Source organism: Asticcacaulis sp. MM231 (assembly GCF_964186625.1).
GTDB lineage: Bacteria > Pseudomonadota > Alphaproteobacteria > Caulobacterales > Caulobacteraceae > Asticcacaulis.
Genome location: NZ_OZ075108.1, coordinates 1,937,820 through 1,962,321, shown reverse-complemented (window position 1 = coordinate 1,962,321; position 24,502 = coordinate 1,937,820). Strand labels below are relative to the sequence as shown.

General features: G+C 59.5%; 26 protein-coding genes and 1 pseudogene. 14 read left to right on the top strand and 13 right to left on the bottom strand.

Going from position 1 to position 24,502, the window contains the following annotated elements; all coding sequences use genetic code 11:
- Positions 1–4 precede the first annotated feature (4 nt).
- The 4 genes from ABQ278_RS09625 (at position 5) to ABQ278_RS09610 (ending at position 2,053) form a co-directional block, all read left to right on the top strand.
- Complete coding sequence (locus ABQ278_RS09625; RefSeq protein WP_349319406.1) at positions 5–391, top strand: RidA family protein; 387 nt, start codon at positions 5–7, stop codon at positions 389–391.
- 49 nt (positions 392–440) lie between these two features.
- Complete coding sequence (locus ABQ278_RS09620; RefSeq protein ID WP_349319405.1) at positions 441–965, top strand: hypothetical protein; 525 nt, start codon at positions 441–443, stop codon at positions 963–965.
- 153 nt (positions 966–1,118) lie between these two features.
- Positions 1,119–1,301 (top strand): 50S ribosomal protein L32, encoded by a 183-nt coding sequence (gene rpmF / locus ABQ278_RS09615; protein WP_018080198.1) that lies wholly within the window; start codon positions 1,119–1,121, stop codon positions 1,299–1,301.
- Between the two features lie 239 nt (positions 1,302–1,540).
- Complete coding sequence (locus ABQ278_RS09610; protein ID WP_349319404.1) at positions 1,541–2,053, top strand: hypothetical protein; 513 nt, start codon at positions 1,541–1,543, stop codon at positions 2,051–2,053.
- 76 nt (positions 2,054–2,129) lie between these two features.
- Here ABQ278_RS09610 and ABQ278_RS09605 read toward each other — a convergent pair whose 3' ends face one another.
- Positions 2,130–2,378 (bottom strand): hypothetical protein, encoded by a 249-nt coding sequence (locus ABQ278_RS09605; protein WP_349319403.1) that lies wholly within the window; start codon positions 2,376–2,378, stop codon positions 2,130–2,132.
- Positions 2,379–2,542: 164 nt separating this feature from the next.
- Here ABQ278_RS09605 and eno point away from each other — a divergent pair.
- Positions 2,543–3,821, top strand: a pseudogene (eno, locus tag ABQ278_RS09600) (phosphopyruvate hydratase).
- Between the two features lie 129 nt (positions 3,822–3,950).
- On the opposite strand, the gene ABQ278_RS09595 reads toward eno, so the two are convergent.
- Entirely contained in the window at positions 3,951–5,108 is a 1,158-nt protein-coding gene (locus ABQ278_RS09595) for a DUF5009 domain-containing protein (protein WP_349319402.1), read from the bottom strand.
- A 397-nt stretch (positions 5,109–5,505) separates the two neighbouring features.
- On the opposite strand from ABQ278_RS09595, the gene ABQ278_RS09590 reads away from it, so the two are divergent.
- Complete coding sequence (locus tag ABQ278_RS09590; RefSeq protein WP_018080193.1) at positions 5,506–5,796, top strand: septum formation initiator family protein; 291 nt, start codon at positions 5,506–5,508, stop codon at positions 5,794–5,796.
- Positions 5,797–5,811: 15 nt separating this feature from the next.
- On the opposite strand, the gene ABQ278_RS09585 is transcribed toward ABQ278_RS09590, so the two are convergent.
- Positions 5,812–5,976: a hypothetical protein gene (locus ABQ278_RS09585; protein ID WP_349319401.1), complete on the bottom strand. Its 165-nt coding sequence runs from the start codon at positions 5,974–5,976 to the stop codon at positions 5,812–5,814.
- On the opposite strand from ABQ278_RS09585, the gene pdhA reads away from it, so the two are divergent.
- The 4 genes from pdhA to lpdA are packed head-to-tail and all read left to right on the top strand — an operon-like array spanning position 5,975 to position 11,060.
- On the top strand, positions 5,975–6,991 hold the full coding sequence (gene pdhA, locus ABQ278_RS09580; RefSeq protein ID WP_026172535.1) for a pyruvate dehydrogenase (acetyl-transferring) E1 component subunit alpha: 1,017 nt from the start codon (positions 5,975–5,977) through the stop codon (positions 6,989–6,991). The genes ABQ278_RS09585 and pdhA overlap by 2 nt on opposite strands.
- A gap of 3 nt (positions 6,992–6,994) precedes the next feature.
- On the top strand, positions 6,995–8,338 hold the full coding sequence (locus tag ABQ278_RS09575) for a pyruvate dehydrogenase complex E1 component subunit beta (protein WP_349319400.1): 1,344 nt from the start codon (positions 6,995–6,997) through the stop codon (positions 8,336–8,338).
- A 12-nt stretch (positions 8,339–8,350) separates the two neighbouring features.
- Positions 8,351–9,646, top strand: coding sequence for a pyruvate dehydrogenase complex dihydrolipoamide acetyltransferase (locus ABQ278_RS09570; protein WP_349319399.1), 1,296 nt, complete (start codon positions 8,351–8,353; stop codon positions 9,644–9,646).
- A gap of 7 nt (positions 9,647–9,653) precedes the next feature.
- Positions 9,654–11,060 carry a dihydrolipoyl dehydrogenase gene (lpdA, locus tag ABQ278_RS09565; RefSeq protein WP_349322137.1) on the top strand — a complete coding sequence of 469 codons (1,407 nt, stop codon included), beginning with the start codon at positions 9,654–9,656 and terminating at the stop codon, positions 11,058–11,060.
- Positions 11,061–11,064: 4 nt separating this feature from the next.
- On the opposite strand, the gene ABQ278_RS09560 is transcribed toward lpdA, so the two are convergent.
- Positions 11,065–12,207: an acyltransferase gene (locus ABQ278_RS09560; RefSeq protein WP_349319398.1), complete on the bottom strand. Its 1,143-nt coding sequence runs from the start codon at positions 12,205–12,207 to the stop codon at positions 11,065–11,067.
- Positions 12,208–12,300: 93 nt separating this feature from the next.
- Between ABQ278_RS09560 and ABQ278_RS09555 the strand changes: the two genes are divergently transcribed.
- A complete protein-coding gene (locus ABQ278_RS09555) occupies positions 12,301–12,471 on the top strand; it encodes a DUF6496 domain-containing protein (RefSeq protein WP_349319397.1) in 171 nt (56 codons plus the stop codon).
- A gap of 3 nt (positions 12,472–12,474) precedes the next feature.
- On the opposite strand, the gene ABQ278_RS09550 is transcribed toward ABQ278_RS09555, so the two are convergent.
- The 8 genes from ABQ278_RS09550 to ABQ278_RS09515 form a co-directional block, all read right to left on the bottom strand.
- Positions 12,475–13,818, bottom strand: coding sequence for a PepSY domain-containing protein (locus ABQ278_RS09550; RefSeq protein WP_349319396.1), 1,344 nt, complete (start codon positions 13,816–13,818; stop codon positions 12,475–12,477).
- Between the two features lie 3 nt (positions 13,819–13,821).
- Positions 13,822–16,092 (bottom strand): TonB-dependent receptor domain-containing protein, encoded by a 2,271-nt coding sequence (locus ABQ278_RS09545; RefSeq protein WP_349319395.1) that lies wholly within the window; start codon positions 16,090–16,092, stop codon positions 13,822–13,824.
- A gap of 68 nt (positions 16,093–16,160) precedes the next feature.
- On the bottom strand, positions 16,161–16,580 hold the full coding sequence (locus tag ABQ278_RS09540) for a hypothetical protein (protein WP_349319394.1): 420 nt from the start codon (positions 16,578–16,580) through the stop codon (positions 16,161–16,163).
- 43 nt (positions 16,581–16,623) lie between these two features.
- Positions 16,624–16,950 carry a metalloregulator ArsR/SmtB family transcription factor gene (locus ABQ278_RS09535; RefSeq protein ID WP_349319393.1) on the bottom strand — a complete coding sequence of 109 codons (327 nt, stop codon included), beginning with the start codon at positions 16,948–16,950 and terminating at the stop codon, positions 16,624–16,626.
- A gap of 184 nt (positions 16,951–17,134) precedes the next feature.
- Entirely contained in the window at positions 17,135–18,682 is a 1,548-nt protein-coding gene (locus ABQ278_RS09530) for an AMP-binding protein (protein WP_349319392.1), read from the bottom strand.
- A 176-nt stretch (positions 18,683–18,858) separates the two neighbouring features.
- Complete coding sequence (locus ABQ278_RS09525; protein ID WP_349319391.1) at positions 18,859–20,790, bottom strand: M56 family metallopeptidase; 1,932 nt, start codon at positions 20,788–20,790, stop codon at positions 18,859–18,861.
- Positions 20,790–21,182 (bottom strand): BlaI/MecI/CopY family transcriptional regulator, encoded by a 393-nt coding sequence (locus ABQ278_RS09520; protein WP_349319390.1) that lies wholly within the window; start codon positions 21,180–21,182, stop codon positions 20,790–20,792. The genes ABQ278_RS09525 and ABQ278_RS09520 overlap by 1 nt, the downstream gene beginning before the upstream one ends.
- A 55-nt stretch (positions 21,183–21,237) precedes the next feature.
- Positions 21,238–22,191: a hypothetical protein gene (locus tag ABQ278_RS09515; protein WP_349319389.1), complete on the bottom strand. Its 954-nt coding sequence runs from the start codon at positions 22,189–22,191 to the stop codon at positions 21,238–21,240.
- Between the two features lie 149 nt (positions 22,192–22,340).
- Between ABQ278_RS09515 and lipA the strand changes: the two genes are divergently transcribed.
- From lipA to ABQ278_RS09500, 3 genes are read left to right on the top strand one after another with little or no spacing between them, the layout of a single operon-like run.
- A complete protein-coding gene (lipA, locus tag ABQ278_RS09510; RefSeq protein WP_018080179.1) occupies positions 22,341–23,297 on the top strand; it encodes a lipoyl synthase in 957 nt (318 codons plus the stop codon).
- A 3-nt stretch (positions 23,298–23,300) separates the two neighbouring features.
- Positions 23,301–23,753, top strand: coding sequence for a type II toxin-antitoxin system RatA family toxin (locus ABQ278_RS09505; protein ID WP_349319388.1), 453 nt, complete (start codon positions 23,301–23,303; stop codon positions 23,751–23,753).
- Positions 23,750–23,962, top strand: a complete 213-nt coding sequence (locus ABQ278_RS09500) for a DUF6434 domain-containing protein (protein ID WP_349319387.1) — start codon at positions 23,750–23,752, stop codon at positions 23,960–23,962. Before ABQ278_RS09505 ends, ABQ278_RS09500 begins: the two co-directional genes overlap by 4 nt.
- On the opposite strand, the gene ABQ278_RS09495 is transcribed toward ABQ278_RS09500, so the two are convergent.
- The gene (locus tag ABQ278_RS09495) at positions 23,963–24,460 is read right to left on the bottom strand and encodes a CinA family protein (protein WP_349319386.1); all 498 of its coding nucleotides are present in this window, start codon (positions 24,458–24,460) and stop codon (positions 23,963–23,965) included.
- Positions 24,461–24,502 lie beyond the last annotated feature (42 nt).

The window sequence follows — 24,502 nt, the reverse complement described above, 5'->3', positions numbered from 1 at the left end:
ACACATGACACGCCAATTGATCACGTCCGGTTCGCCTTTCGAGGGTGAGATCGGTTTCTCCCGCGCCGTTCGTTCTGGCAACCGCATCGAGGTGTCGGGCACAGCGCCGGTCGTAGGCGGCCAGACCGCCGGCGTGGGTGATTGCTACGCCCAAACCAAGGCCGCACTCGGCATCATCGTCAAGGCGGTGGAAGACGCTGGCGGTAAGGCCTCCGACATCATCCGCACCCGCATCTTTCTGACCGATATGTCGCTGTGGAAGGACGCCGCCAGGGCGCACGGCGAAATCTTCGGCGAGATCCGTCCGGCCTCCAGCTTTATCGGCACCAGCGCCCTGATCAATCCGGAATGGCTGGTCGAAATCGAAGCCTCGGCCCAGATCGAAGGCTAGACATGACAAATCTGCCCTTTGCGCTATACTGGCGCAAAGGGTGGGTATCATGACACTGAAGGACGAACTGGGGCTGTTGCCGCGTTTCCTCTATATACAGGTCGGCGTCATGCTGGCCACGGCGGCTATTGCCAGTGATTATAGCGACTGGGCGCTGATCGAGGCCGGCAAGATGCCGCCGTTCGGCTTTATCCTCATGAATGTGATCGCCCTGCCGCTGGCACTCGGCATTATCCTGTGGGCCTGTGTCGGACGCCACCGTGAATGGCATATCGGCGATGGCCATATCCGCATACGTCTGCTCAGTCTGACCTCGTGGCGCAAAACCCATCATATCATGGCGGAGGATATCCGCGACGTCGCGCAGCATAGTTATGACCATGAGCGCAAGGGCAGCCGCGTGGCGCATGGTCTGATCGTGACCCTGAAAGACGGCCGCCGGCTGATCTCGCCGAAAAGCCATGACGAAAAACGGCTGGAAATGGCTCGCTTGCATATCGAAAGTGTTATGCGGAGCCCGTTGCCCGATAACGATCCGCTGGCGCAGGCCATGAACGCTAATGGCCTTTCCTGACTATGACGCACCAAAAAGTGCAATTGGTGCTTGATCAGGCGGGGAACATGAGGCATAAGGCCCGCCTTCTGACTCACTTCGTGTGCGTCGCCACCCTATTTTGTGCCTGATTGCCTTTCTGGTTCGGGCCCTTGACTTGAGAGAGACACGGAAATGGCCGTTCCTAAGCGTAAAGTTTCGCCCTCACGCCGCAATATGCGTCGTTCGCATGATGCGCTGGGCCCCAATGCCTACACCGAAGACAAGGACACCGGCGAACTGCGCCGTCCTCACCATGTCGATCTGAAGACCGGCATGTACAAGGGCCGTCAGGTTATTACGCCGAAGAAGGACTAAGCTGGATCAGCTTAGCTCAAGCCGTTTGATAAAAACGGCGGCAAAATAAAAAGCAGAAATTTGAACGCGGTTTCGGAAACGGAACCGCGTTTTTTCGCGCGCCTTAAGCCGCTCTGACGTCGCTTGAAATGATCGCCGTGGCCATGGTTTCGCCAAAAAGGTCGATCAGGACTGTCAGTCCTGAGTTGATCGTCTGGCAGCGAACCTGGTTAAGCCAAGGCTGCCGATAAGGAGTTTACATGCTTGTTGCTATACTCGCGGCCGCGGCCGTAAGCGCTTCGGCCTATCCCGATCCGATCGCCCCTGCGGCCAAGGGCCAGATGCAGTGCTATTCGCCCAATGTGGCGATGAAGTCGTGCAAGTCGCTGGCGATGTACGCGGCGAAAGGGGATGGCAGCTTCGCCAATACCGCCATCGTGCTGGTAAAGGCGTCGCCTGTGACTCTTCTCGAGACGGTCGCCGATGTGACTGTGCGCGATGGCGCGGTCTGCGGCGCCATTACCGAAGCCAATATCCGTACCGCCAAACTGAGCGCCAACGCGCAGGCCGTACCGCCCGAACAGGCCGCACCCTTTCTGGGCCAACTGGTGACCGCGCTTAAGCCGGTCATAGATCGTGACATCTGCACGCGCTACGAAGGCACAGGGCCGCTGCTGACCGCCAAGGCGACCATGGACGGTGTGCCACAGCCCGACGATGACCAGACCGTCCTGTGGGTCAGCGCCAGTGATGGTTATGCAGTGAAGCCTTAAGGCTCATCTAGCTCGATCCAGACCGGGGCGTGGTTGCGGGGGGGAGGGCATGGAGCCGTTGACGTTGAAGGTGGCGTCACACGCCGGTTGAAATGGCCGCCGCCGCATCCGGCACCTTTTCCAGTTCGCCGCGCGGCACATTGCCGACCGGAAAGCGGTCATCATCCCATACGACATAGACGGTCTGCGGCGTATTCTTGCGGATCTCCCTGTCGGACACAACGATATCGTCGTCCTGAGGATTGATGTTGACGGTGCCGAGGCCCTTTTCGGCATGGCTGACGCGGTCGCCGTCCTTTAGATACTCAGTGGTTTCTTCGGTCATGTCCGTCTCCATAAATGATTGTCAAATCAATCTGGGGACCGCCCTGTAAGGATTCAATTCGCCGCCACGCCGAGATGGTTTCAGGCCGCGCTTGTCATCGGCGGCGCACATCGCTATAGCAGCCCTGCAAAATCCCATGATCGTCTCATATAGCAGGACTCCCCATGCCCGAAATCATTGACATCGTCGCCCGCGAAATCCTCGACTCCCGTGGCAATCCCACGGTTGAAGTCGATGTCACCCTCGATGATGGCTCGTTCGGCCGCGCCGCCGTGCCCTCCGGCGCCTCGACCGGCGCCCACGAAGCCACCGAGCTGCGTGACGGCGACATGAAGCGTTACGGCGGTAAGGGCGTTCGTAAGGCGGTCGATGCCGTCAACGGCGAAATCTTCGAGGCCATCGCGGGCTTTGAAGCGCTCGACCAGCGCCGTCTCGATCAGGCCCTCATCAATCTGGATGGCACGCCCAACAAGTCGCGCCTCGGCGCCAACGCCATCCTCGGCGTATCGCTGGCCGTCGCCCGCGCCGCCGCGCAAGCCTCTGGCCTGTCGCTCTACAAGTACGTCGGCGGCCTCGGCGCACGTGTTCTGCCTGTGCCGCTGATGAACATCATCAATGGCGGTGCGCACGCCGACAACCCCATCGACATCCAGGAATTCATGATCGTGCCGGCCGGCGCCGAATTGTTCTCGGAAGCCCTGCGCATGGGCGCGGAAATCTTCCACGCTCTGAAGAAGGGCCTCAAGGCCGCCGGTCACAACACCAATGTCGGCGACGAGGGCGGTTTCGCCCCGAATCTGGCTTCGGCTGAAGACGCCCTGACCTTCATCATGAAGGCGGGCGAGCAGGCCGGTTACAAGGCCGGTTCGGACTTCTGGCTGGCGCTCGACGTCGCCTCGACCGAGTTCTTCAAGGACGGCAAGTATCATCTCGAAGGCGAGGGCAAGGTTCTGACGCCGGTCGAGATGGTTGATTACCTGGAAAACCTGGCCAACAAGTTCCCGATCTGCTCGATCGAAGACGGCATGTCGGAAGACGATTACGAAGGCTGGAAGGAACTGACCGAGCGTCTCGGCGATCGCATCCAACTGGTCGGCGACGATCTCTTCGTCACCAATCCGGACCGTCTGGAAACCGGCATTGTCGAGGGCATGGCCAACTCGATCCTCGTCAAGGTCAACCAGATCGGCACGCTTTCGGAAACCATGGACGCCGTCGATATGGCGCACCGCGCTGGTTACACCTCGGTGATGTCGCACCGTTCGGGCGAAACCGAGGATTTCGACCATCGCTGACCTGGCCGTGGCCATGAACTGCGGTCAGATCAAGACCGGTTCGCTGGCCCGTTCGGACCGCACCGCCAAGTACAACCAGCTTCTGCGCATCGAAGCGCAACTCGATGACGAAGCGGTCTATGCCGGCGTCAGCGTCATTCGCTGTTAAGTTATGGGGTTTGGGGCCGGTGGCCCCAAGTCTTCATCTCTTTCAAAAGAAAAGCCCGGTCTTTTGGACCGGGCTTTTCTTTTGAATAAGGCAAGGTTTGTGGGGGCGCAGACCCCACGCCCCATAACCCTACAGGCGCAGGAACCACCGCTTGCGATAGCAGATCCAGAGGATGACGAATACAACCGCCAGATAGGCGCAACTGAACAGCAGTGAGGCCAGATAGAGGTCGATGACGCCTTTGGCGGCCAACTGACTGGCGAACGGCAAGGCGATGCGGCCAAACTCGGCCGACGGTATCCAGTTCAGGTTCACCAGCGGCGCGCACAGGAAGCATATCAGATAGGCCAGAAGCGGATTGGCGCCGAAGACCTTTACCGGTAACAGGAAACGTCCGATATCCAGACGCTCAACGGCTGCCATCAGCACCGCCAAAACCACCAGCGCATAGCCGCCGCTGAGCAGGATAAAGGTCGGCGTCCAGATATTCTTGATGATCGGACACACGCCACTCAAGCCGTAGGCCAGGAGCATCATAAGGCTGCCGGCCACACCCGCCGTTAAAATCGGGCGTCGTAAACCGCTTTTGTAGATGAGTCCCGTCAGTACGCCCAGCAGCATGGTGGCGCAAACCGGCCAGGTGCTCAGCAGGCCATCCGGATCGAAGACCACCTTGCCATCGACCGGCCACCACACAAACATATGCGGCACGCCAAAGACGCTGCGGTCTATATAGGAAGGCCAGCTACCAACAGGGTCGAAACGCGGTGCGCCGAAACCCGGCACCGGAACGAACTGGAGCAGCGCCCAGTAAGACAACATCACGAACGCAACAGCGCCGGCCACGGCCTTGGGCGAAAACTCTGCGCCCTGAGCGCCACGCCGCGTCGTCACCAGCACGAACAGGCCGACAACGGCAAACGCGATGCCGATCCTTTGCAACACGCCGGGTATGCGCATATGTGCGAAATCGAAGGTGGGGTAGGCATTCAGAAACAGACCCAGCGCGATCAGGGCCAGCGCGCGCCAGGCGATATGCCGCGCTATGGCACCCTTGGTTTCGCCCTTGGCAAACCGGCTCTGCAGCGAAAAGGGCAGGGCGGCGCCGATACAAAACAGAAAGGCCGGCGCCACCATATCGATCGGTTGCCAGCCTTCCCACTTGGCATGAACCAGCCAGCTATACTGCTTATCCCACGCGCCGGGCACCAGGTTGAGCAACATGCCCATGATGCTGAGGCCGCGCAGGAGATCGAGTGATTCCCAGCGGTGGGTTTGTGATGACATAGCGATTTCCCCCTCTCTCTCGGCTATCAGGCATTGTAACCGATTACATTTTGCAAACTAAACCCAAACGTCTATATCGGGCAAGCCGCTAATTTCGTCCGCTATGGTGAGTGTTGGTTAACCGTTTTGACCTAAAAGCAGGGGCAAGGCAGCGGCATGGAATCGGTCTTGTGCGAGACCTTTGGCTTCCAGCCCTGTGTCATCCTTCAAGTTTTGACAACAATGATAAAAACGCCGTGATAAATCAGTCTTTTGCGAACGCTGTTTCGATAAATTCTTCTGTGTGCGCCGACATGTTTGGTAACACTATGTTAACTGCGAAGGCTCAAAAATGGCCTCCACGTGTTAGCGCAGTCCAGAAAGGGCTCAAATAGTGTTGTTCCGATTGAGGCCGTATTTGCCCACCGCTATTATCACACTCGTGCTCACCTATGTATGCGTTCAGTATCTGACCGGCGACAAAGGGTTCTTTTCTCAGGAATCGCGTGATCGTGACCTGGTTGTCAAGGAGCAGCAGCTCGCACAACTCAAAACCGAACGTGCTGATCTGGAAGCGCGCGCCAAATACTTGCGTACCGACAACCTCTCCAAGGATTTACTTGAAGAGCGTGCGCGCGTGCTTTTGGGCCTTTCCGAGCCCAAGGCCTACGTTATTCGTGGACCTATCGTCCAGAACGCTAACTCCTGATCAGTCTTTAGCTCTTTACGCGAAGGCAGGCTTCTCATAAAGGAAGTGTGCCTTTGATTTGCGATGTGCGCGCACCATGTAAGGCCCGGGCGACAGAACCCGGCGCGCCACCGCTAAAAGTGCCGCCATTTTTAAGCCGGCGATACACCGGCCATAGTTTTTGTAATGGGAGATGTCCATGGCGCGTGCCGCCCAGAAAGACAGCAAGACCGATAGTGGCAAAAAGCTGAGCAATGTCTCCAGGGACGACCTGCTGAAATATTATCGCCAAATGGTGCTGATCCGCCGCTTTGAAGAGCGTGCCGGCCAGCTCTACGGCATGGGCCTGATCGGTGGTTTCTGCCACCTCTATATCGGCCAGGAAGCTGTCGCTGTTGGCATGGAAGCCGCCTCGAAGGACGGCGATCAGGTGATCACCGGCTATCGTGACCACGGCCACATGCTGGCCGCCGGCATGGACCCCAACGCCGTCATGGCCGAACTGACCGGACGTTCCGGCGGTTCGTCGAAAGGCAAGGGCGGTTCGATGCACATGTTCGACATCGAGACCGGCTTCTTCGGCGGTCACGGCATCGTCGGTGCGCAGGTATCCCTCGGCACCGGTCTGGCCTTCGCCGACTTCTACAAGCAAAACGGCAATGTCTCCTTCACCTACTTCGGTGACGGCGCCGCCAACCAGGGCCAGGTTTACGAGAGCTTCAACATGGCCCAGCTCTGGAAGCTGCCGGTCGTATATGTGATCGAAAACAACGAATACGCCATGGGCACCGCGCTGGCCCGCGCTTCGGCTACGGTCAATCTGTCGCAACGCGGCTCGTCCTTCGGCATTCCCGGTGAAACGGTCGATGGTATGGACGTGTTCGCCGTCAAGGAAGCCGCCGAACGCGCCGCCGAGCACGCCCGTTCCGGCAAGGGCCCCTACATCTTAGAGATGAAGACCTACCGTTATCGCGGTCACTCGATGTCCGATCCGGCCAAGTACCGTTCCAAGGAAGAGGTCGACGAGGTCAAGACGACGCGCGACCCGATTGATCACGTCAAGACCATGCTGCAACAAGCCGGCGTGAGCGAAGACGATATCAAAACCATCGACAACGAGATCAAGGCCATCGTGCTGGAGGCGGTTGAATTCGCCCAGACCAGCCCTGAGCCCGATCCGTCCGAACTGTACACCGACGTCTATCTGGAAGCCTGATCCATGACCGATATTCTTATGCCCGCGCTCTCGCCGACCATGGAAGAGGGCACCCTGTCCAAATGGCTCGTCAAGGTTGGCGATACCGTAGCCGCCGGCGATGTGATCGCTGAAATTGAAACCGACAAGGCAACGATGGAAGTCGAAGCCGTCGATGAAGGCAAGATCGAAGCCCTGTTGATTGAAGCTGGCACCGAAGGCGTCAAGGTCAATTCGGTGATCGCCCGCCTTGAGGGTGGTACATCATCGGCTGCACCGGCGCCTGCCGCCGCTCCGCCGGAAGCAAAAACCGAAGCGCCTGCCGCCGAAGCTGCGCCTGTCGCCGCCAAGCCGCAGAGCGACCCGGAAATCCCCGAAGGCACGCCGACCGTCAGGATCACCGTGCGCGACGCCCTGCGTGACGCCATGGCCGAAGAAATGCGCCGCGACGACAAGGTCTTCCTCATGGGGGAAGAAGTCGCGCAATATCAAGGCGCCTACAAGGTGTCGCGCGGTCTGCTCGAAGAATTCGGTGACCGCCGGGTCATCGATACGCCGATCACGGAAATGGGCTTTGCTGGTATCGGCGCTGGCGCGGCCATGACCGGCCTCAAGCCGATCATCGAATTCATGACGTTTAACTTCGCCATGCAAGCCATTGATCATATTCTCAATTCATCCGCCAAGACGCTCTATATGTCCGGCGGCCAGATCAAGTCGTCTATCGTTTATCGCGGTCCGAACGGCGCGGCCGCCCGCGTCGGCGCCCAGCACAGCCAGGACTACAGCGCCTGGTACGCCCAGATCCCCGGCCTCAAGGTCATCGCCCCTTACGATGCCGCCGACGCCAAGGGCCTGCTGAAAGCCGCCATCCGCGATCCGAACCCGGTCGTGTTCCTTGAACACGAAATGATGTACGGCCTCGAATTCGACATCCCCGATGTTGAGGATTTCGTCCTGCCGATCGGTAAGGCCAAGATCCAGCGCACCGGCGCCGACGTCACCATCGTCGCCCACTCGCGCATGGTTGGTTTCGCCCTGAAAGCCGCCGAGCAACTGGCCGCCGAAGGCATTGATGTCGAAGTCGTCAACCTGCGCACCCTGCGTCCGCTCGACACCGACACGGTCATCGCTTCGGTGAAGAAGACCAACCGTCTGGTCACCGTAGAAGAAGGCTGGGGCCCGATGGGCGTTGGCGCTGAAATCGCCGCGCGCGTCACCGCCGAGGCCTTCGATGATCTCGATGCCCCGCCCGCCCGTGTCCACCAGGAAGACGTGCCGATGCCTTACGCCGCCAACCTCGAAGCTCTGACTGTGCCCAGCGTTGAGAAGATCATCGCCGCCGTCAAGCAAGTCACGTACAAGTAAGGGAAGACCCGCATGACCGATATTTTAATGCCGGCCCTTTCGCCTACGATGGAAGAGGGCATTCTGGCCAAGTGGCACGTCAAGGTTGGCGATACCGTCGCCGCCGGTGACGTGATCGCGGAAATCGAAACCGACAAGGCGACGATGGAAGTCGAAGCCGTCGATGAAGGCACGATCGAGGCCATCCTCGTCGAAGCCGGCACCGAAGGCGTGAAGGTCAATACGCCGATCGCTCGCCTAAAAAGTGAAGGAATGGCTGGCGGCGACGCCAAGCCTGCCCCGAAAGCCGCTGCCGCTGAGGCGCCCAAGGCCGCCGCGGCACCTGCGCCGGTTGCCTCGGCACCGGTAGCTGCTACCCCTGTTGCCGCAAGCGCTCCAGCACCTGCTGCTTCTGGCGCACGCGTCGCGGCGTCTCCTCTAGCCCGTCGTCTGGCCGAGATCAACAAGCTCGACCTCAAGGCCATCACCGGCTCTGGTCCGCATGGCCGCGTGATCAAACGCGACATCGAAGCCGCTCTGGCTTCCGGCACCGGCAAGGCGGCGCCTGCCGCTTCGGCTGGCACAGCTGCTGCCGAGCCGCGCAAGGCGCAATCGCTGGAGCAGATGGGCATTCCCGCCGGTTCCTACGATCTCGTGCCGCTCGACGGTATGCGCAAGGTTATCGCGCGTCGCCTGACCGACAGCTTCCGTGATGTGCCGCACTTCCCGCTGACCGTCGATATCGAACTCGACAACCTGCTGGCCGCCCGCACCAAGATCAACACCGCGCTGGAATCGCAAGGCGTCAAGGTCTCGGTCAATGACATCGTCATCAAGGCCGTCGCACTGGCGCTTAAAGTTGTGCCGGAAGCCAACGCTTCCTTCACGCCCGAAGGCATCGCCATGCACCATAACGCCGATGTCGCCATGGCCGTGGCCATCGATGGCGGCCTGATCACCCCGATCATCCGCAAGGCCGAAACCAAGTCCCTGTCGCAGATCGCCAAAGAGACCAAGGATCTGGCGGCGCGCGCCCGTGATCGCAAGCTGAAGCCGGAAGAATTCCAGGGCGGCACCTTCTCGGTGTCCAACCTCGGCATGTTCGGCATCAAGCAGTTCGCGTCGATCATCAACGAACCGCAGGGATGCATCCTGTCGGTCGGCGCTGGCGAACAGCGCCCGGTCGTCAGATCCGGTGTGCTGGCTGTGGCCACGGTCATGACTGTGACCCTGACCTGCGATCACCGCGTCGTCGACGGTTCCATTGGCGCCAAGTATATCACGGCGCTGAAGAACCTGCTCGAAGATCCGATTAAGATGCTGGCGTAAAGGACTGATTTCCATGACTTATGATCTCGTTGTTATCGGTTCCGGCCCCGGCGGTTATGAAGGCGCTATCCGTGCGTCGCAAAACGGCCTCAAGGTCGCCATTGTCGAGCGCGAACTCTTAGGCGGCATCTGCCTGAACTGGGGCTGTATCCCCACCAAGGCGCTGCTGAAATCCGCCGAAGTGTTCGATAAAATCAACCACCTTTCGGACTACGGTCTGAGCGGTGAAAAGCCCGCCTACGATTTTGAGAAGGTCATTGCCCGCTCGCGCGCCGTGGCCAAGCAACTCAACAGCGGCGTCGGCTACCTGATGAAGAAGAACAAGATCGATGTGATCGAAGGCTTCGCCACGCTTTCCCCCGGCAAGGACGCACCGAAAGTCACCGTCAAGCTTAGTAAGGGCGGTGAGCAGGTCGTCGAGGCCAAGAATGTAATGCTGGCTGTCGGTGCACGCGCCCGTGAGATACCCGCCATCGGCGCGGTGTCTGACGGCGATCGCATTTGGACCTACCGCAACGCTCTGACGCCCAACCGTATGCCGAAGTCGCTCGTCGTCATCGGCTCCGGCGCCATCGGCATCGAGTTCGCCTCCTTCTACCGCTCGCTCGGCGCGGAGGTGACCGTGGTCGAAGCGCTCGATCGCATCCTGCCGGTCGAGGACAAGGAAGTCTCCGATGAGGCCCAGAAGGCCTTTGAAAAGCGCGGCTTCAAGTTCCGCATTGGCGCCAAGGTGACCAAGGTTGAAAAATCCGCTTCCAGCGTCAAGGTCTCGGTCGAGGTCGGTGGCAAGTCGGAAGTTCTTGAAGCTGAAGGCTGCATCGTCGCCGTCGGTATCGTCGCCAACACCGAAAACCTCGGCCTTGAGGCCCTGGGTGTCGAAATGGACCGCGGCCACCTGAAAAACGACAGCCACGGCAAGACCAACGTCAAGGGCCTGTACGCCATCGGCGACTGCGCCGGACCGCCCTGGCTGGCCCACAAGGCAAGCCATGAAGCCGTTCACGCCGCCGACTATATCGCCGGCAAGAAGCTGTCGAACCTCAATCCGCCGATCCCTGGCTGCACCTACGCCACGCCGGAAGTTGCGTCGGTCGGTATCACCGAACAGGGCGCCAAGGAAAAGGGTCTGGACGTCAAGATCGGCCGCTTCCCGTTCAAGGCTAACGGCAAGGCGATCGCCGCCGGCGAGCCGGGCGGCTTCGTGAAGGTGATCTTCGACAAGAAGACCGGCGCGCTTCTGGGCGCTCACCTGATCGGCGCCAACGTCACGGAAATGGTGCAGGGCTTCTGCCTCGCCATCACCATGGAAGCGACGGAAGAAGACCTGCAAGGCACCGTCTTCCCGCACCCGACCATGTCGGAAGCCATCCTCGAAGCGTCGCTCGACGCCGATGGTCGTATGATTAACCTGTAAAGAATTAATCAGAAGCGATTGATTTAAAAGCCGTCTCAGTATTCTGAGGCGGCTTTTTCACGCGCGCCAGCAGGCGATTGCGCATCTGCATAAAGGTGCGCTCGACAGCGAAGTAAAGGAGACTGGCAACAGCGATGCTGGTGACATAATAGATGACGATCTGGCTCCAGCCGGTCATCCAGGCTTTTGGCATAAATAGGTCGTCGAGATGGAAGACAATCTTGTGCGACAGATAGAGGCTATAGGAGATCGCCGCGATATAACTTAAAGCCGTCCAGCGTGCCGGCTGGATATGTCGTTCTACTGCCAGTAAACTGGCCAGCAGGCTGGCAATGCCGAGGCTAAACAACGGATAAAAGACGATGCTACCGGTTTCGCTGAGGGTCACGCCGTTGATCTGGTTCATATAACCGGTTACGCCCAGGCACAGGATGGCGAGCGGCAGGGTGAAGCGCGGTCTGGCGAACTGCGTCCAGGATAAAGGATAGAACAGGCGCAGGGCCGCCATACATACCCCGATCAAGAGGCCATCCAGTCGGGTATAGCTCGGGTAATAGAACCAGGTGAAGAATTTGACGCCATCATCCCCGGCGGCGTGCCAGAGCGACCAGATATGGTGACGCAGCACCATGCCGCCGATCAGGAGGGTGGCGACAGCAGCTATGGCCGGCCATGGCGTTTTGAAACGTCGCAGGATCAGAACCATGGCCGGTAAGATGAGATAAAAGTGTTCCTCGACGCACAGTGACCAGGCGTGGGTAAAGGTGCCGAAGGTTTTTGCATCCAGACCGAAATTGAGCGTGAAGGTCAGGTAGCGCCACAGCGGTGACATGGCCTCGCGTTCGCGTAAAGTTGGGAAGAGGGCGTAAATCGCGACCATCAACCAGAAAACCGGCAGGATGCGGAAGGCGCGTTTCAGATAGAAGACACGCAGATCCGGTGCTTGTCCGGCGTGAACAGGCTTGAGTAACTCGGTGCCGATCAGGAAGCCGCTGAGTACGAAGAAGACATCGACGCCCAGCCAGCCGAAGTCCTTGATGTGCTGGAAGAGCGGCGGGTAATCGACCCACGGCAGATGCCAGCTCATCACCAGAAGTATGGCAAAGCCGCGCAAAATATCCGGCCCGACGGCCCGCTTTTCGATCATGTTCGCCTCACCCCCGTATGCCCGATGCTATCATTTCGCATAGAGATCTCATGCCCTGTCCCACACCCTTTCGCGGGGAGACAAGGGATATACATGATGCTCAAATCCGGCGAAAGCAAAGACGATACGGTCGAGCGCGTTATGCACGCCTATAAGGAAGGCGACCTGAAAAGCAGCCATGGCGACAAGGTGAAGAGCCGCAAGCAAGCGGTAGCCATTGCCCTAAACGAGTCAGGGCAATCGAAAAACAAGGACAAGACATAAGCGCTACGCCTTTTTCAGGCCCAGCCAGCCACGGATGCGCGGGATGCGGCGCAGCACTAGCCACTCGACCAAGCCAATAACGATCAGGCTGATACCCAGTACCGGCAGGAAAATGCCCAGTACGATGATGATAAGGGCAAGGCCAGGCGCCAGACGTTCATCGGGCAGAATATGCGGTGCGCCAAGCGTGTCAGCCGGCCGGCGCTGCCACCACATGACGACGGCGCTTATGCACAGGGTCATCAGGCCCAGCGCTGTGAGAACGCCCAAGGCCTGATTAATCGGCCCAAACAACTGCCCTTCATGCGCGGCGATGCCGTAACCAACCGCCTGATCGAGTGGTTTCTTGTCACGGAATTCCTCACGGCTGATCACCTCCAACATCATTGGGTCGATCATCAGGGTTACGCGCTGCGGGCGGTTACCGGTGTTGGATTGCAGTTTCCAAAGCGTTGCGCCCTTGGCAGGCGAAGCCAAGGTGACCGGTGCGGGCAGATCAAGCGCGCGTGACGTATCGAGCAAGGCATCGAGGCGGCTGAGATCGGTCTTCGCCACACCTTCGGATTTCAGGGCTGTCTTTTCCTCGGCGCGCCCCTGGCTCCAACTCTGCGATACCGGCGCCGGACTGGCCATGGCGCGGACCGATTTGAAGGCGTTGCCCCAGACAAAGGTCCAAGGCAGACCGGTCAGCAGCAGAAACAGCGCCAGGGCGGAAATATAGAGGCCGGTCACCGCATGGATATCGCGCCAGAAGATGCGCTTACCCATATCAAGGCGCGGATAGAGCAGGCCGGCGAGGCCTCTGGCTTCGCTTTTTGGGTTTCTGGGCCACCACAGATAAAGCCCGGTGAGGATCATCACGATGGCCCAGCAGGCGGCCAGTTCGACAATAACCTCGCCGAAGCGGCCGGCGAAAAGCTCGCCGTGGATAGTCTTGACGACCTCCATAAAGCGTGCCTCTTCAGGTACTTGTTTCAGTATCTTCAGGTTTTGCGGATGGATATAGAGACGGATTTTCTCGTTGTTCTTTACCACCGTGATGCGCGCGGCGTCGTGCGTATCGGGCCGTACCTCAATGGTCTTGAAGCGAGAGCCCGGCACGGCCGCTATGGCGGCCTTCACCATCGCCTCAGCCGATTGCGGCGCGCCGCTAAAGGCCAGATGATCGTAGCGCGCTTCAATGAAGGCTTCTATCTGCGGCTTGAAGAGGTAGATCGGCCCTGTGATCGACAGAATAATGATAAAGGGAAGGCATACCAGGCCGGCATAGAAATGCCAGCGCCAGAACATGCGGTAATCGATGATCTTTCGTGCTGCGTCTTTGATTGTGCCGGCCTGATGATTCATGGTCTAGTTCCGATACTTGACTTCGAGCATGAAGCTGCGCTGGGGCATGGGGTGCGACACATAGGCCTGATCATTATTGAGATTATCAATACCGAGGCTGATTTGCGTCGCCTTGGTCAGATCATAGCTGATGCGCGTGTCGAGGAAAAAGTATTCCGTCTGGAAGCCATAGGCATCGCCACGCACCAGACCGAACAGGTCGGAATTAGGCCGTGAGCCATAGCGCCAGCCGAGCGAGGCTTTCAGCTTAGGCGTAAAGGCATAACGCAGATTGCCATTGCTGCGCCATTTCGGAATCCGCGGGAACTGCACGCCTTCGGACGTCGGCGCCGACGTGTTTGTCTCCGTACGGGCGTCCATCCATGACACGCTCGATTCCACTGTCAGGCCTTCGAGCAGCAGATCGTGCGACTCAAAGATGAGTTCGACGCCGGACTGCTTCATACGCTCGATATTCTGGTAGCGGCTGACGACCGTGCCATCCTCCAGAAGACCTTGATAGCTGTAGACGGCATCGTCGATAGACTGACCGAAGAGGCTGGCGGTCAGGGTGATGCGGTCAAAGCGGCGGCGCGCGATCAGGCTGATATCGTGCGAGACCTCCGGCTTGAGATTCGGATCGAAACTGGTGGGGTCGATCTCTGTCTGGCCAGCATTGATCTTGCCCTGGAACAGTTCGCCGACCGTGGGAAAGCGTGTGGCCGTCCCTAGGCTCAGTTGCAGATTGTAGGCACCGATATCGCCCTGCAGGCTGGCCTTTGGTGAAAAAGCGGTGTCGTGACGCTTGGCGTAAGCGCGCGTTATGGTGCCGGTGGTTGTTCCGCCATCGAAGGCGCGCCAGTCATCGAAGCGTGCGCCCAGCGTCAGGACGGCGCGACCGAGGTCGATCTCATCCTCGGCGAAGACGCCGGCGATCGCCGTCTTGCCGAAAACCTGCGACGCCAGGCTAGGGTTGGCAGCCGTGCGCCACTGCGTCGTGTTCCAGGTCGTGGCGCTGGTCTCATACTGGTTGGCGCTCACACCAAAGGCGAGGGCATGGCGTCCGAAGGCCTGGTCGATTGTGCCGTCGAAGGTCCACCAGCCCGGGTGATCGTAGAGCGTTTGCTGGCCGGCAGCGCTGACCATGTCGAGCGAGGTGCGGTTATCCCACTTGCCTATATCGTAATGCGACAGGTTGCCTGTGATATCCCAGCCCTGCCAGTTGCCGGACAGGCGCAGGCCCATCAGGCTTTCAGTGCGGTCCATGGCCGAATAGGTGACACCCTTGGCCGTGTAGTTGACGCCATTGAAGCGGACCTTTGTGCCGGCGGCGGTCGGCAGGACGGTATTGCCGTTGGCATCGACGAGCCACGAGCGCGGATTGTCTTGGTCCTGCGCGGTCTGCCACAGCATGACGAGGGCGTCGGCCTTCCAGCCATTATCCCAGGCATAGCCGACGCGCAGGCGCGCCTGATCCTGGACGACATCGACCGGCGAAGCGGCGCCGAAGACCGGGGTGGCCAGACGATCATCGACATAGGCGCCGGTGACCGGCGTATATGTGCCGGCGGCTGACGACTTGGTCAGCAGGTTATAGGTCATCGACTGGCCGGTGTTCTCGAAATGGCGGAACGAGGCGCGCGCCGACCAGCCTGACTCCTTGGCCTTGTAATTCAGGCCGCCTTCGACCGAATAGCCGCTGAAGCTCTCATCGAAGCCGTATTCCTTGAACGGCATGGTGAAGGCCTGAACGGAGCCGTACATATCATTCTTTTTAGGCGCTTCCGTAGTGATCGAGACGACACCGCCCATCGAATTGCCGCCGTAGCGTGCCGAATAGGGGCCATAGACGATATCGAACTGGCGCACCTCGGCGGGGCCAACGACGTTCCATTTGGGGGCATAGTCGTAGCGGTTGCCGAGGAAGTTCGAGACGACATAGCCATCGACCAGAACAAGCGTGCGGGCGCTCTGAACGGTGTTGGCGCCGCGCAGAGCGACCACGGCATTATCATCGCCGACGAAGCGTTTACGTACGTAAAAATTCGGCGCGTATTTCATCAGGTCTTCGACATTGACGGCGTTGATCGCGTCGAACTGATCATGACCGAGCGAGACCGAAAGACCTCGCGGCACGACGGTGATCGGGGTGTTTTTTTGTCCGACGACGATGACCTCTTTTGGCGCGTCGGAAGCTTCCGGCGTTTCCGCTAAAGTTTCAGCATGGGCAATAAAGGGAAGGGCGGAGGCTGTGCAGAGCAGCGCGGCAACAAGCGCGCAGGTTGTATTTTTCATTTTCAAAAATCCGTTCAGATAAGCAGAAAAGGCGCAGACGGTCGTGCCGTTTGCGCGGGGTTATCAGCTTAGATCTGGGACGGAGGGCCGCAGGAATGGGGACGCGGCGGTGCGCGCGCCTTGATCGGAGAGCGGCGGGTGGGCGGTGTAAAATCGGCGTGGCTGACGGTATAGATGGCCGGCTGGAATACCGGCGCCGGCGTGGTGATGCCGGTCACCGAAGCCAGTACGCACTGGGCGCATTTCAGGCCGGCGAGGCCCGGCTTTTGGGGCGCGGACTTGAGGATGAGCGTCGTGGTCTCGACGATCGGCCGGCTATCCATACCCGCCGAACACAGCACCATTTTGACGCCATGGCTCGAGGGCATGGCCATGACCTGCGGTGGAAACAGCACCTGAGAGACCAGGGCAAAGACCACGGCGAAGCAGGCCCAGAAGTTGACTTCGGAGTTGCGTGGCGTCCTTAAGATGGAATATGCCCTGGCCATAGTATCGTCTAATGACAGAATGGTTGTGACTGTCAAGACACCGTTATGACCTGGATGTGGCGCGACGTGCCAGGGTCTCCATCTGGCGCGTCCATCGCTCTTCGTTGGTTGTGACCCAGGTTTTGAGGTCGGCCATCGGCTGTGGCCTCAGAGCATAGGCGCGCAGGCGGGCATCACTGTAAAGCGGAACTTCGGCGATCATGCCGATAGATTTCAACACGCGCAGATGGCGGCTGAGCGCGGCCGGAGAGAGGCCGATTTCACGCGCCAGTTCGCCGGCTGTATAGGGCTGGTCACACAGCAATTCGACCACCCGGCGGCGGTTGGGATCGGCAAGCGCCGCCAGGGTCTCTTCGAGGGTTTCGCTCACTATATCGTCCAGATTTTAATTTCTCATTTTTGAGAAGCATTTAAGATATTGATTAACCATATGACTTAAGAGTTCTAGAAATCACATGGTTAACGAAAGGCGCAATAGTTAACTATATAATTAAATATTATATCGCCGTCAAACACCTTCCGGATTGCGTGAAGTGTTGGGCGAAATTTGAACTTTAAGCGGCGCGCGTTTCGACATCGGCGAGCTTCTGCAAGGTGACGTAATCCGTCTTGCCGGAGCCCAGAACCGGCACGGTCTCGACCTTCAGAATCTTCTTCGGGATGGCCAGAACGGGCGCGCCATTTTCCTTTGCCCACAGTGTGAGGCGCGACACGTCGGCGTCATCCTTGTCGGTGATCAGCACGAGGCGCTCGCCTTTTTTGTCGTCCGAAACGGCGACGACGGCATGGCGATTATCGGGCCACACTTCTTCGGCGATGCGCTCTACGGCGGTCAGCGACACCATCTCGCCGGCGATCTTGGCGAAGCGTTTGGCGCGGCCGAGGATCTTGATGAAGCCGTCGCCATCGATATCAACGATGTCGCCGGTGTCGTGCCAGCCGTCTTTCGGTGCCTCGATGACATCGGGGGCGTCGCAGTTGATATAGCCGCCCATGACGTTCGGTCCCTTGACCCAGAGACGGCCGCCGACCGGGATGCCTTCGACCGCTTCCAGCCGAGCTTCCATTTCGGGCAGCATGGCACCGACGGTTCCGTGGTGATTGTTGTCAGGGAAGTTGACGGCCACAACGGGCGAGCATTCGGTGACGCCGTAGCCTTCCAGAATGGGGGTGCCGCTGAACAGATTGTGTGTCTCTTCGCGGACCTTTTCAGCCCCGCAAACGACGAATTCGAGCGTCCTGAAATCTTCCGGCTCGCCCGAACGGGCGTACTGATTGATAAAGGTATCGGTCGAGAACAGCAGCGATGCCTTCGTTTCTTTCAGCAGTCCAGGGATTACTTTTACGTGTAGAGGCGACGGATACTGGAAGCTGCGCAGACCTGCCAGCAGGGGCAGGATGACGCCGCCCGTGAGCCCCAAAGAATGGAAAATCGGCATCGGGTTAAAGGCGATCCATTCCGGTTTCAGCTCGATATGGGCTTCGATCTGGCGGGTGTTGGAGACCAGGTTCGACTGCGTCAGAGCCACGCCGCGCGGGCTGCCAAAGCTGCCGGAGGTGAAGAGGATGACACCGATATCGGACGCCTTCGTCTTTTTGGCGAAGAGCCTCGGCAACTTCGAGGCAGCCAGCGCATAGAGCTTGTCCGTCGTCGAGATTTCCTTGCGGATATCATCGAGATAGATGATGCGTACATAGGCCGACATGGCCTCGACCAAATCTTCCAGCTTGGCGTTTTCAATAAAGCGGCGTGAGGTCAGCACGCTTTTGATCTGCGCGGTCTCGGCAGCGGCTCTGACATTGGCCTGACCGGCGGTGAAATTGATCATCACCGGCACCTTGCCCAGCGCGTGCAGGGCGAAGAAGGAAACGGCACCGCCGCCGGAGGTCGGCAACATCATGCCAACGCGGCCCTCATCGCCGACATGGCGGTTAAGCAGACGCGACAGGGCAAACACGCCCGCAATGAACATGCCGTAGGACAGCGGCTTCCTGTCCTGATCTTCGATAATGATCTTGTTGGCCCCGAAACGGCCTTGCGCTTCGATCAGTGCATCAAACAGCGAGGTGGTCGTATCGCTGGCCTTAAACGCGCGCTTCATGCACGAACGCTCCCCTCGGAACTGCCGGTCACCTCGCCAACACGGGTGATCCTGATCGGTCCAAAATATGACGCTGCGTCACCCACGGGCCCGCGCAGCAAGAGGTGCCATGATAGCTGATCTGTTTGTGAGGTCAAAGCGGAAGTTGTACGGCATACCCTCTGAGGGCGGCAGGCTTACTTGACGGCGAGCTGAACCGAGGCTTTAGGCGTGCTGTGCAGATTGATGACAATATCGGTTGTGGGGTTCGGTGCGGGGATGGCCTTGGCAACGGCTGCGGGCAGGCGATCGAGTCTCACGACCGGTGCCGCTTCAGCTACCGGACGCGGCGGCGTGACGACCACCATATTAACCGGCTTAGTGATTAGCCTGACTTCACGCCAAGCTTTCGGCGCTGCCGGTGCCGCCGGCGGAGCTAGACTCCAGGCGGCTGGAAGGGCAGGCGCTTCCGGGGCTTCCGGCGCGGCCAGCGGGGCTGGCACTTCATCGGGGTACATATCCGCTGGCTCGGCCGGCGCAACGGGTGCTTTCGGAACCTTAGGTGCCTTGGGCGCTTTGGGGGCCTTAGACGCCTTAGGCGCCTTGATCTTGCTGAATTCGCGCTGCGCCTTAAAAGCGGCCTGTTGCTCCGCCCTGGCCTGCATGGCGCCGGCGCGGGCCTCCGCGGCGATCCGGTCGGGGTCGATGTCAGCGATGGCCAGTTGCGCGACATTCGCCTTGGCCGCCTCGGCATCGGCACGCGCCTGGGCGACAATGGCCTCAACGTCGATGCGATCCTTGATTCCGTTACGCTCCATTTCGGCCTTGGCCTGCAGCGCGGACGCGCGGGCTTCGGCGGCGATCTGCTCGGGGTTGATGTCCGTTAGTTTGGCGCGGGCGATTTCAGCGCGGGCGGCGAGCGCATCGGCGCGCGCCTGGGCAGCAATGGCGTCCGGATCGATGTCGTCGGCTTCCATGGCCGCATATTCCGGCGCTTCGTGCTCGTAGTCGGCGACCTCCAGATCGTTTTTCGCCACCTGGGCGTCCTCGCTCTGAACCTTCAGATCCCTGGCGCCGGTCACCACGTCTTCGAGATGAGCGAAGGCATCGGTCGCAGCTTGCGGGCAGATCTTGACGGCGGCGTCACGGACGGGGGCCGCAGCGAACGCTGTCAGGGTCAGCAGCATCAGCGGCAGCAGTACGAAGGCGACCGGACGGGCCTTGAGGCGGGGTTCGGCGCTTTCACCGAGGATGCGCGAAATGCGGGCGAGCAGATCGTTCTTGCCGTGACCGTTCAGCGCCATTGTCAGGTTCGGGGCCATAACCGGCACGCAACGGCGCTGTTCTTCCAGGCTAAGCAGGGCGGTGGCGTAGGTGATCGGGTCATCGCAGCTTCGGATGGCGGCGTCGTCACAGCACAGTTCGCGCTGTTCGCGGAGTTTGGCACCGATCCACCAGACGGCGGGATGATAGAAGAACAGGATCTCGACCGCGCTCTGGATCAGGTTCCACACGTAGTCGGCGCGGCGAATATGTTCCAGTTCGTGCGACAGGACCGTATCGAGTTGTTCAGGCGTCAGGGCGGTGACCGCCGACAACGGCAGATAGACCACCGAGCGCAGGGCGCCGACGACGAAGGGGCCGTTGATCGCCGGATGCAGACGGATGTGAACCTTATTCGTAAGGCCAAAGCGGCGCAGGGCGAGGGCGAAGCGGTGCGCGATCTGGGCCGGTACGGGCTGCGCGTGCTTCTTGAGGCTATGGATGTACCACAGGCCGGACAACATGCGGAAGGAGAGGGTCGCGACGCCGATCAGCCAGAAAGCATCGAGCCAGGGCAGCAGGGCGGAGAGCTTAAGCTCCTGCGTGATCTGTGCGCCGAGTGCCGGGATCACCACACCGGTGAAATCGACCGCGGCAGCCTGGGTGATGCGCAGATCTTCATAGATAAAGGTGATAACCGCGGCGGCGAACATGGCCAGCAGGGCCGTCAGGCTGAGCATATAGCGCCCTTGCGCCCGCAATCGCGGCAAACACAGATCGGCCAGCTTATAGAGCGCGGCGATCAGGGCCGCCTGCCAGCAGAAATGGACGAGGGTATAACCGAGAGCTTCCATATGGGGACTCATCACGCACCTCTTTTGCGCTCGATCAGCGCTTTGATCAGTTGGATTTCTTCGTCGCTGGCCGGTTGCATGGAAAGGGCGTGCATGGCCAGCAAGGCAGGCGAGCCCGAAAACAGCTTGTCACTCAGGTCTTGCAGGAGTTGTCCCTGCATCTCTTCTTCACGCATGGCTGCGGCATAGATGTGCGCCTTGCCGGCTTCGGTACGCGACACCAAGCCCTTGTCCAGCATGATCTGCATGGTCTTGAGCACCGTGGTGTAACCCATTGGGCGCTCCTGAGAGAGCACCTCATAAACATCGCGTACGGTGGCAGAGCCCTTGCTCCACAGCGTACGCAGGATTTCCAACTCGGCTTCAGTGGGTTTTTTAAGGGCGGGGGTATCTTGTTGTGTCATGCGTAATTCATACGAAAGGCTTCGTATTGAGTCAACGAAAATCTTCGTAGACAATTTACGGATGTATCGGCTGTTGTGCCTTTATAAAGCTCACAATATCCTGGCTCAGGCTTTGCGGGCCGTTGGTAGGCTCCTTACGGCAGCGCGGCAGATGCGAACACAAGGCCCGGGCGGAAGCGCCAGCCTTGGGGGCGATCACCAGCACCTGCGCGCCCGCTTTCAGCGACATCAACGGCAGGTGCAGACCGTTCAGTTCGGCATAGGCTTTCTGCGTCTGCTTTTGCCAGCCATCGCTTTTCTGGCGCATGCGCAGATCGGGGTTCGACATCTGCCAGCTCTGCGCTATACCGCCCCAATAGCCGGGCTGCGGCGCGTCTCGGTGCCATGCTTCGCCCTTGCCGATCGGGCCGCCGAGATAGGGATCATAACCGATAAAGCCCTTTATGGCATCGTCCTTCAGCAAGGTGGAGAGCGACAGGGCGTTGATGGCGCTGTAGCCGGTGCCGATGACGAACAGCGGCTTTTGCGCCGAGGGCTTGACGATATCGCGGATGAAATCGCGCGCCGTGATCTGGGCGTCGTGATAGCTCGGCGCGAAGATACTGTCGTTCTGCAGCAGATAATGACCGGCACCGCCCTGACCCGGCGCCTCCATAAGCCAGACGCCATAGCCTTCATCGATCAGGTGACGCATCAGTTCGAAATAGACCTCGGCGGGATAATCGGCATCGGCCAGGATCAGAACCTGCGCCTTCGGATTGATCGGCGGCGAGGCCACGCCGTAGCGCGCTTCGGGCAGGGAGCCGGCGCGATAGGCGCCCCAGACAAAGCCTTCGGGCGGATAATATTGTGGCGAAAGCCCCGCCGGAATGCGGCTATCGAGGAAGGCCTGGCCCGGTTGCATCTCTTTTGCCGCGTCCTTGAGCTTGGAACAGGCGACAAGGCTCGCTACCAGCAGGAGAGCAAGTGACGCCACGATCACGGATTTACGAAAGGGAAACGCCCACATTCAGCAAGCTATACTTGAGATTCCGTGAAGCGGCTATGACATTTGCAACGCACTATTAGCAGGAATTGACTTGATATTATGACGTGAAAAGACCAATTAGGGCCTCTGTATTCTCGTGAAGCCCCCAATTGAGTCAAGCTGAGCCCTCCATGGTCACTCTGATAAATCGTGTTGATTCCAGCCCGCGTGAACTGCGTCACCCGGAAAAGCAGAACAAACCCGATTCGCCGATCCTGAAAAAACCAGACTGGCTGCGCGTCAAGGCGCCCGGCTCGACCGGTTATAACGAGACGCGCGGCATCGTGCGCGACGCCAAGCTGGTGACCGTCTGCGAGGAAGCCGCCTGCCCGAATATCGGCGAGTGCTGGTCGAAAAACCACGCCACCATCATGATCATGGGCGACACCTGCACACGCGCCTGCGCCTTCTGCAACGTCAAGACCGGCCTGCCGCAACCGCTCGATACCGACGAGCCAAGGCGCGTGGGCGAAACCGTCGCCCTGATGAAGCTGTCGCACGTGGTTATCACGTCGGTGGACCGCGACGATCTGAAAGATGGCGGCGCGGCGCACTTCGCCGAGGTCATCCGCCAGATTCGCACGCAATCGCCCAAGACGACCATCGAGATCCTGACGCCGGACTTCCTGCGCAAGGAAGGCGCCGCCGAGATCGTCATCGACGCCAAGCCGGACGTCTTCAACCACAATTTAGAGACCGTGCCGCGCAACTATCTCAAGATCCGCCCCGGTGCGCGCTATTTCCATAGCTTGCGCCTTCTGGAGCGCGTCAAGGAACGCGATCCGCAGCAGTTCACCAAGTCCGGCATCATGGTGGGGCTCGGTGAAACGCGCGAAGAAGTTATGCAGGTCATGGACGACATGCGCTCGGCCGGTATCGACTTCATCACCATCGGCCAGTATCTCCAGCCGACGCGCAAGCACGCCGCCATTGATCGCTTCGTGACGCCGGATGAATTCAAGGCCTATGAAGCCATCGCCCGCGCCAAGGGTTTCCTGATGGTGTCGTCGTCGCCGCTGACGCGTTCGTCGCACCACGCCGGCGAGGATTTCGAGCGCCTGCGCGCTGCCAGAGCTGCGAAAAAGTAGTCCATGACGCAATTTCGTCTTGAGCGCGTCCTGCCTTATGACGCTGCGCAACTGTATGACCTGGTCAGCGATGTCGAACGCTATCCGGACTTTATCCAGTGGATCACCAAGCTGCGCGCCTATAACCGCGAAACCCTGCCGGATGGCGTCAGCCGCTTCGATGCCGACGTCAATGTCGGCTTCAAGATGCTGTCTGAGAAGTTCTCGACGCGTGTGACGCGCCATCCTTTAAACAAGACGGTCGATTTCGCGCTGATCCGCGGGCCTTTCCGCAAACTGGCCGGCCGCTGGTCATTCGTTGTCGTCGACGGCGGCACGCAGGTCGCCTTCGATATGGATGTCGAGATCAAGAACCCGATCCTCGATGCCGTTTTCAAAGCCAATTTCAAACTGGCGGTCTCGAAACTGCTGGCGATTTTTGAAGCCCGCGCCGCCAGCCTTTATCCCAAGCTATGAGCGCATTTGACTGGCATAGCGAAGCGCTAACCCGCGAAACGCCGCTGAATGCCAGTTATAAAATGACGCAGAACGTGCGACGCTTCATGATTGGTGAATGTGGCGATGAGTTTGCCTTCGATCGGGCGTTTATGGCCTGGATGAAAAGCGGCGTACCCCAAACCCTGGGCGATCTTGTCGATGAATGGCGCAAACGCCACAATCGCTGATCACGCCTGAAGCGTCTCGATCACCCAGCTTAAGGCATGAATGACGCTGGCTTCGCGCACCTGGTCACGACCGATAGCGCCGAACTGCATTTCCTGCGCCAGGGTCGTGATCCGCTTTTCCGGATCGATATGGCTGAGGCCAAAGCACACCATGCCGACCGGTTTTTCCGCGCTGCCGCCGGTTGGGCCGGCAATCCCGGTAACGCTTAAGCCCATGTGCGCGCTGGCTGTTTTTAACGCGCCTTCCGCCATGGCCGCCGCGACTTCGATGCTCACCGCGCCATAGGCCTGCAAAAGCGCTTCCGGTACGCCGACCAGAGCCGTTTTGGCGGCGTTGGAATAGGTGACGAAACCGGTTTCAAACACCTCGGATGAGCCCGAAACGCCTGTGATGGCCCCCGAAATCAGTCCGCCTGTGCAGCTTTCCACCGTGGTGATGGTCTTACGCTGTGCTTTCAGCAGGTCGATCAGGTGCGCGGCGAGTTTTGGCTGGGTCATGGTTCACATCAAAGAAAAAGGCGACCCGCAAGGATCGCCTTT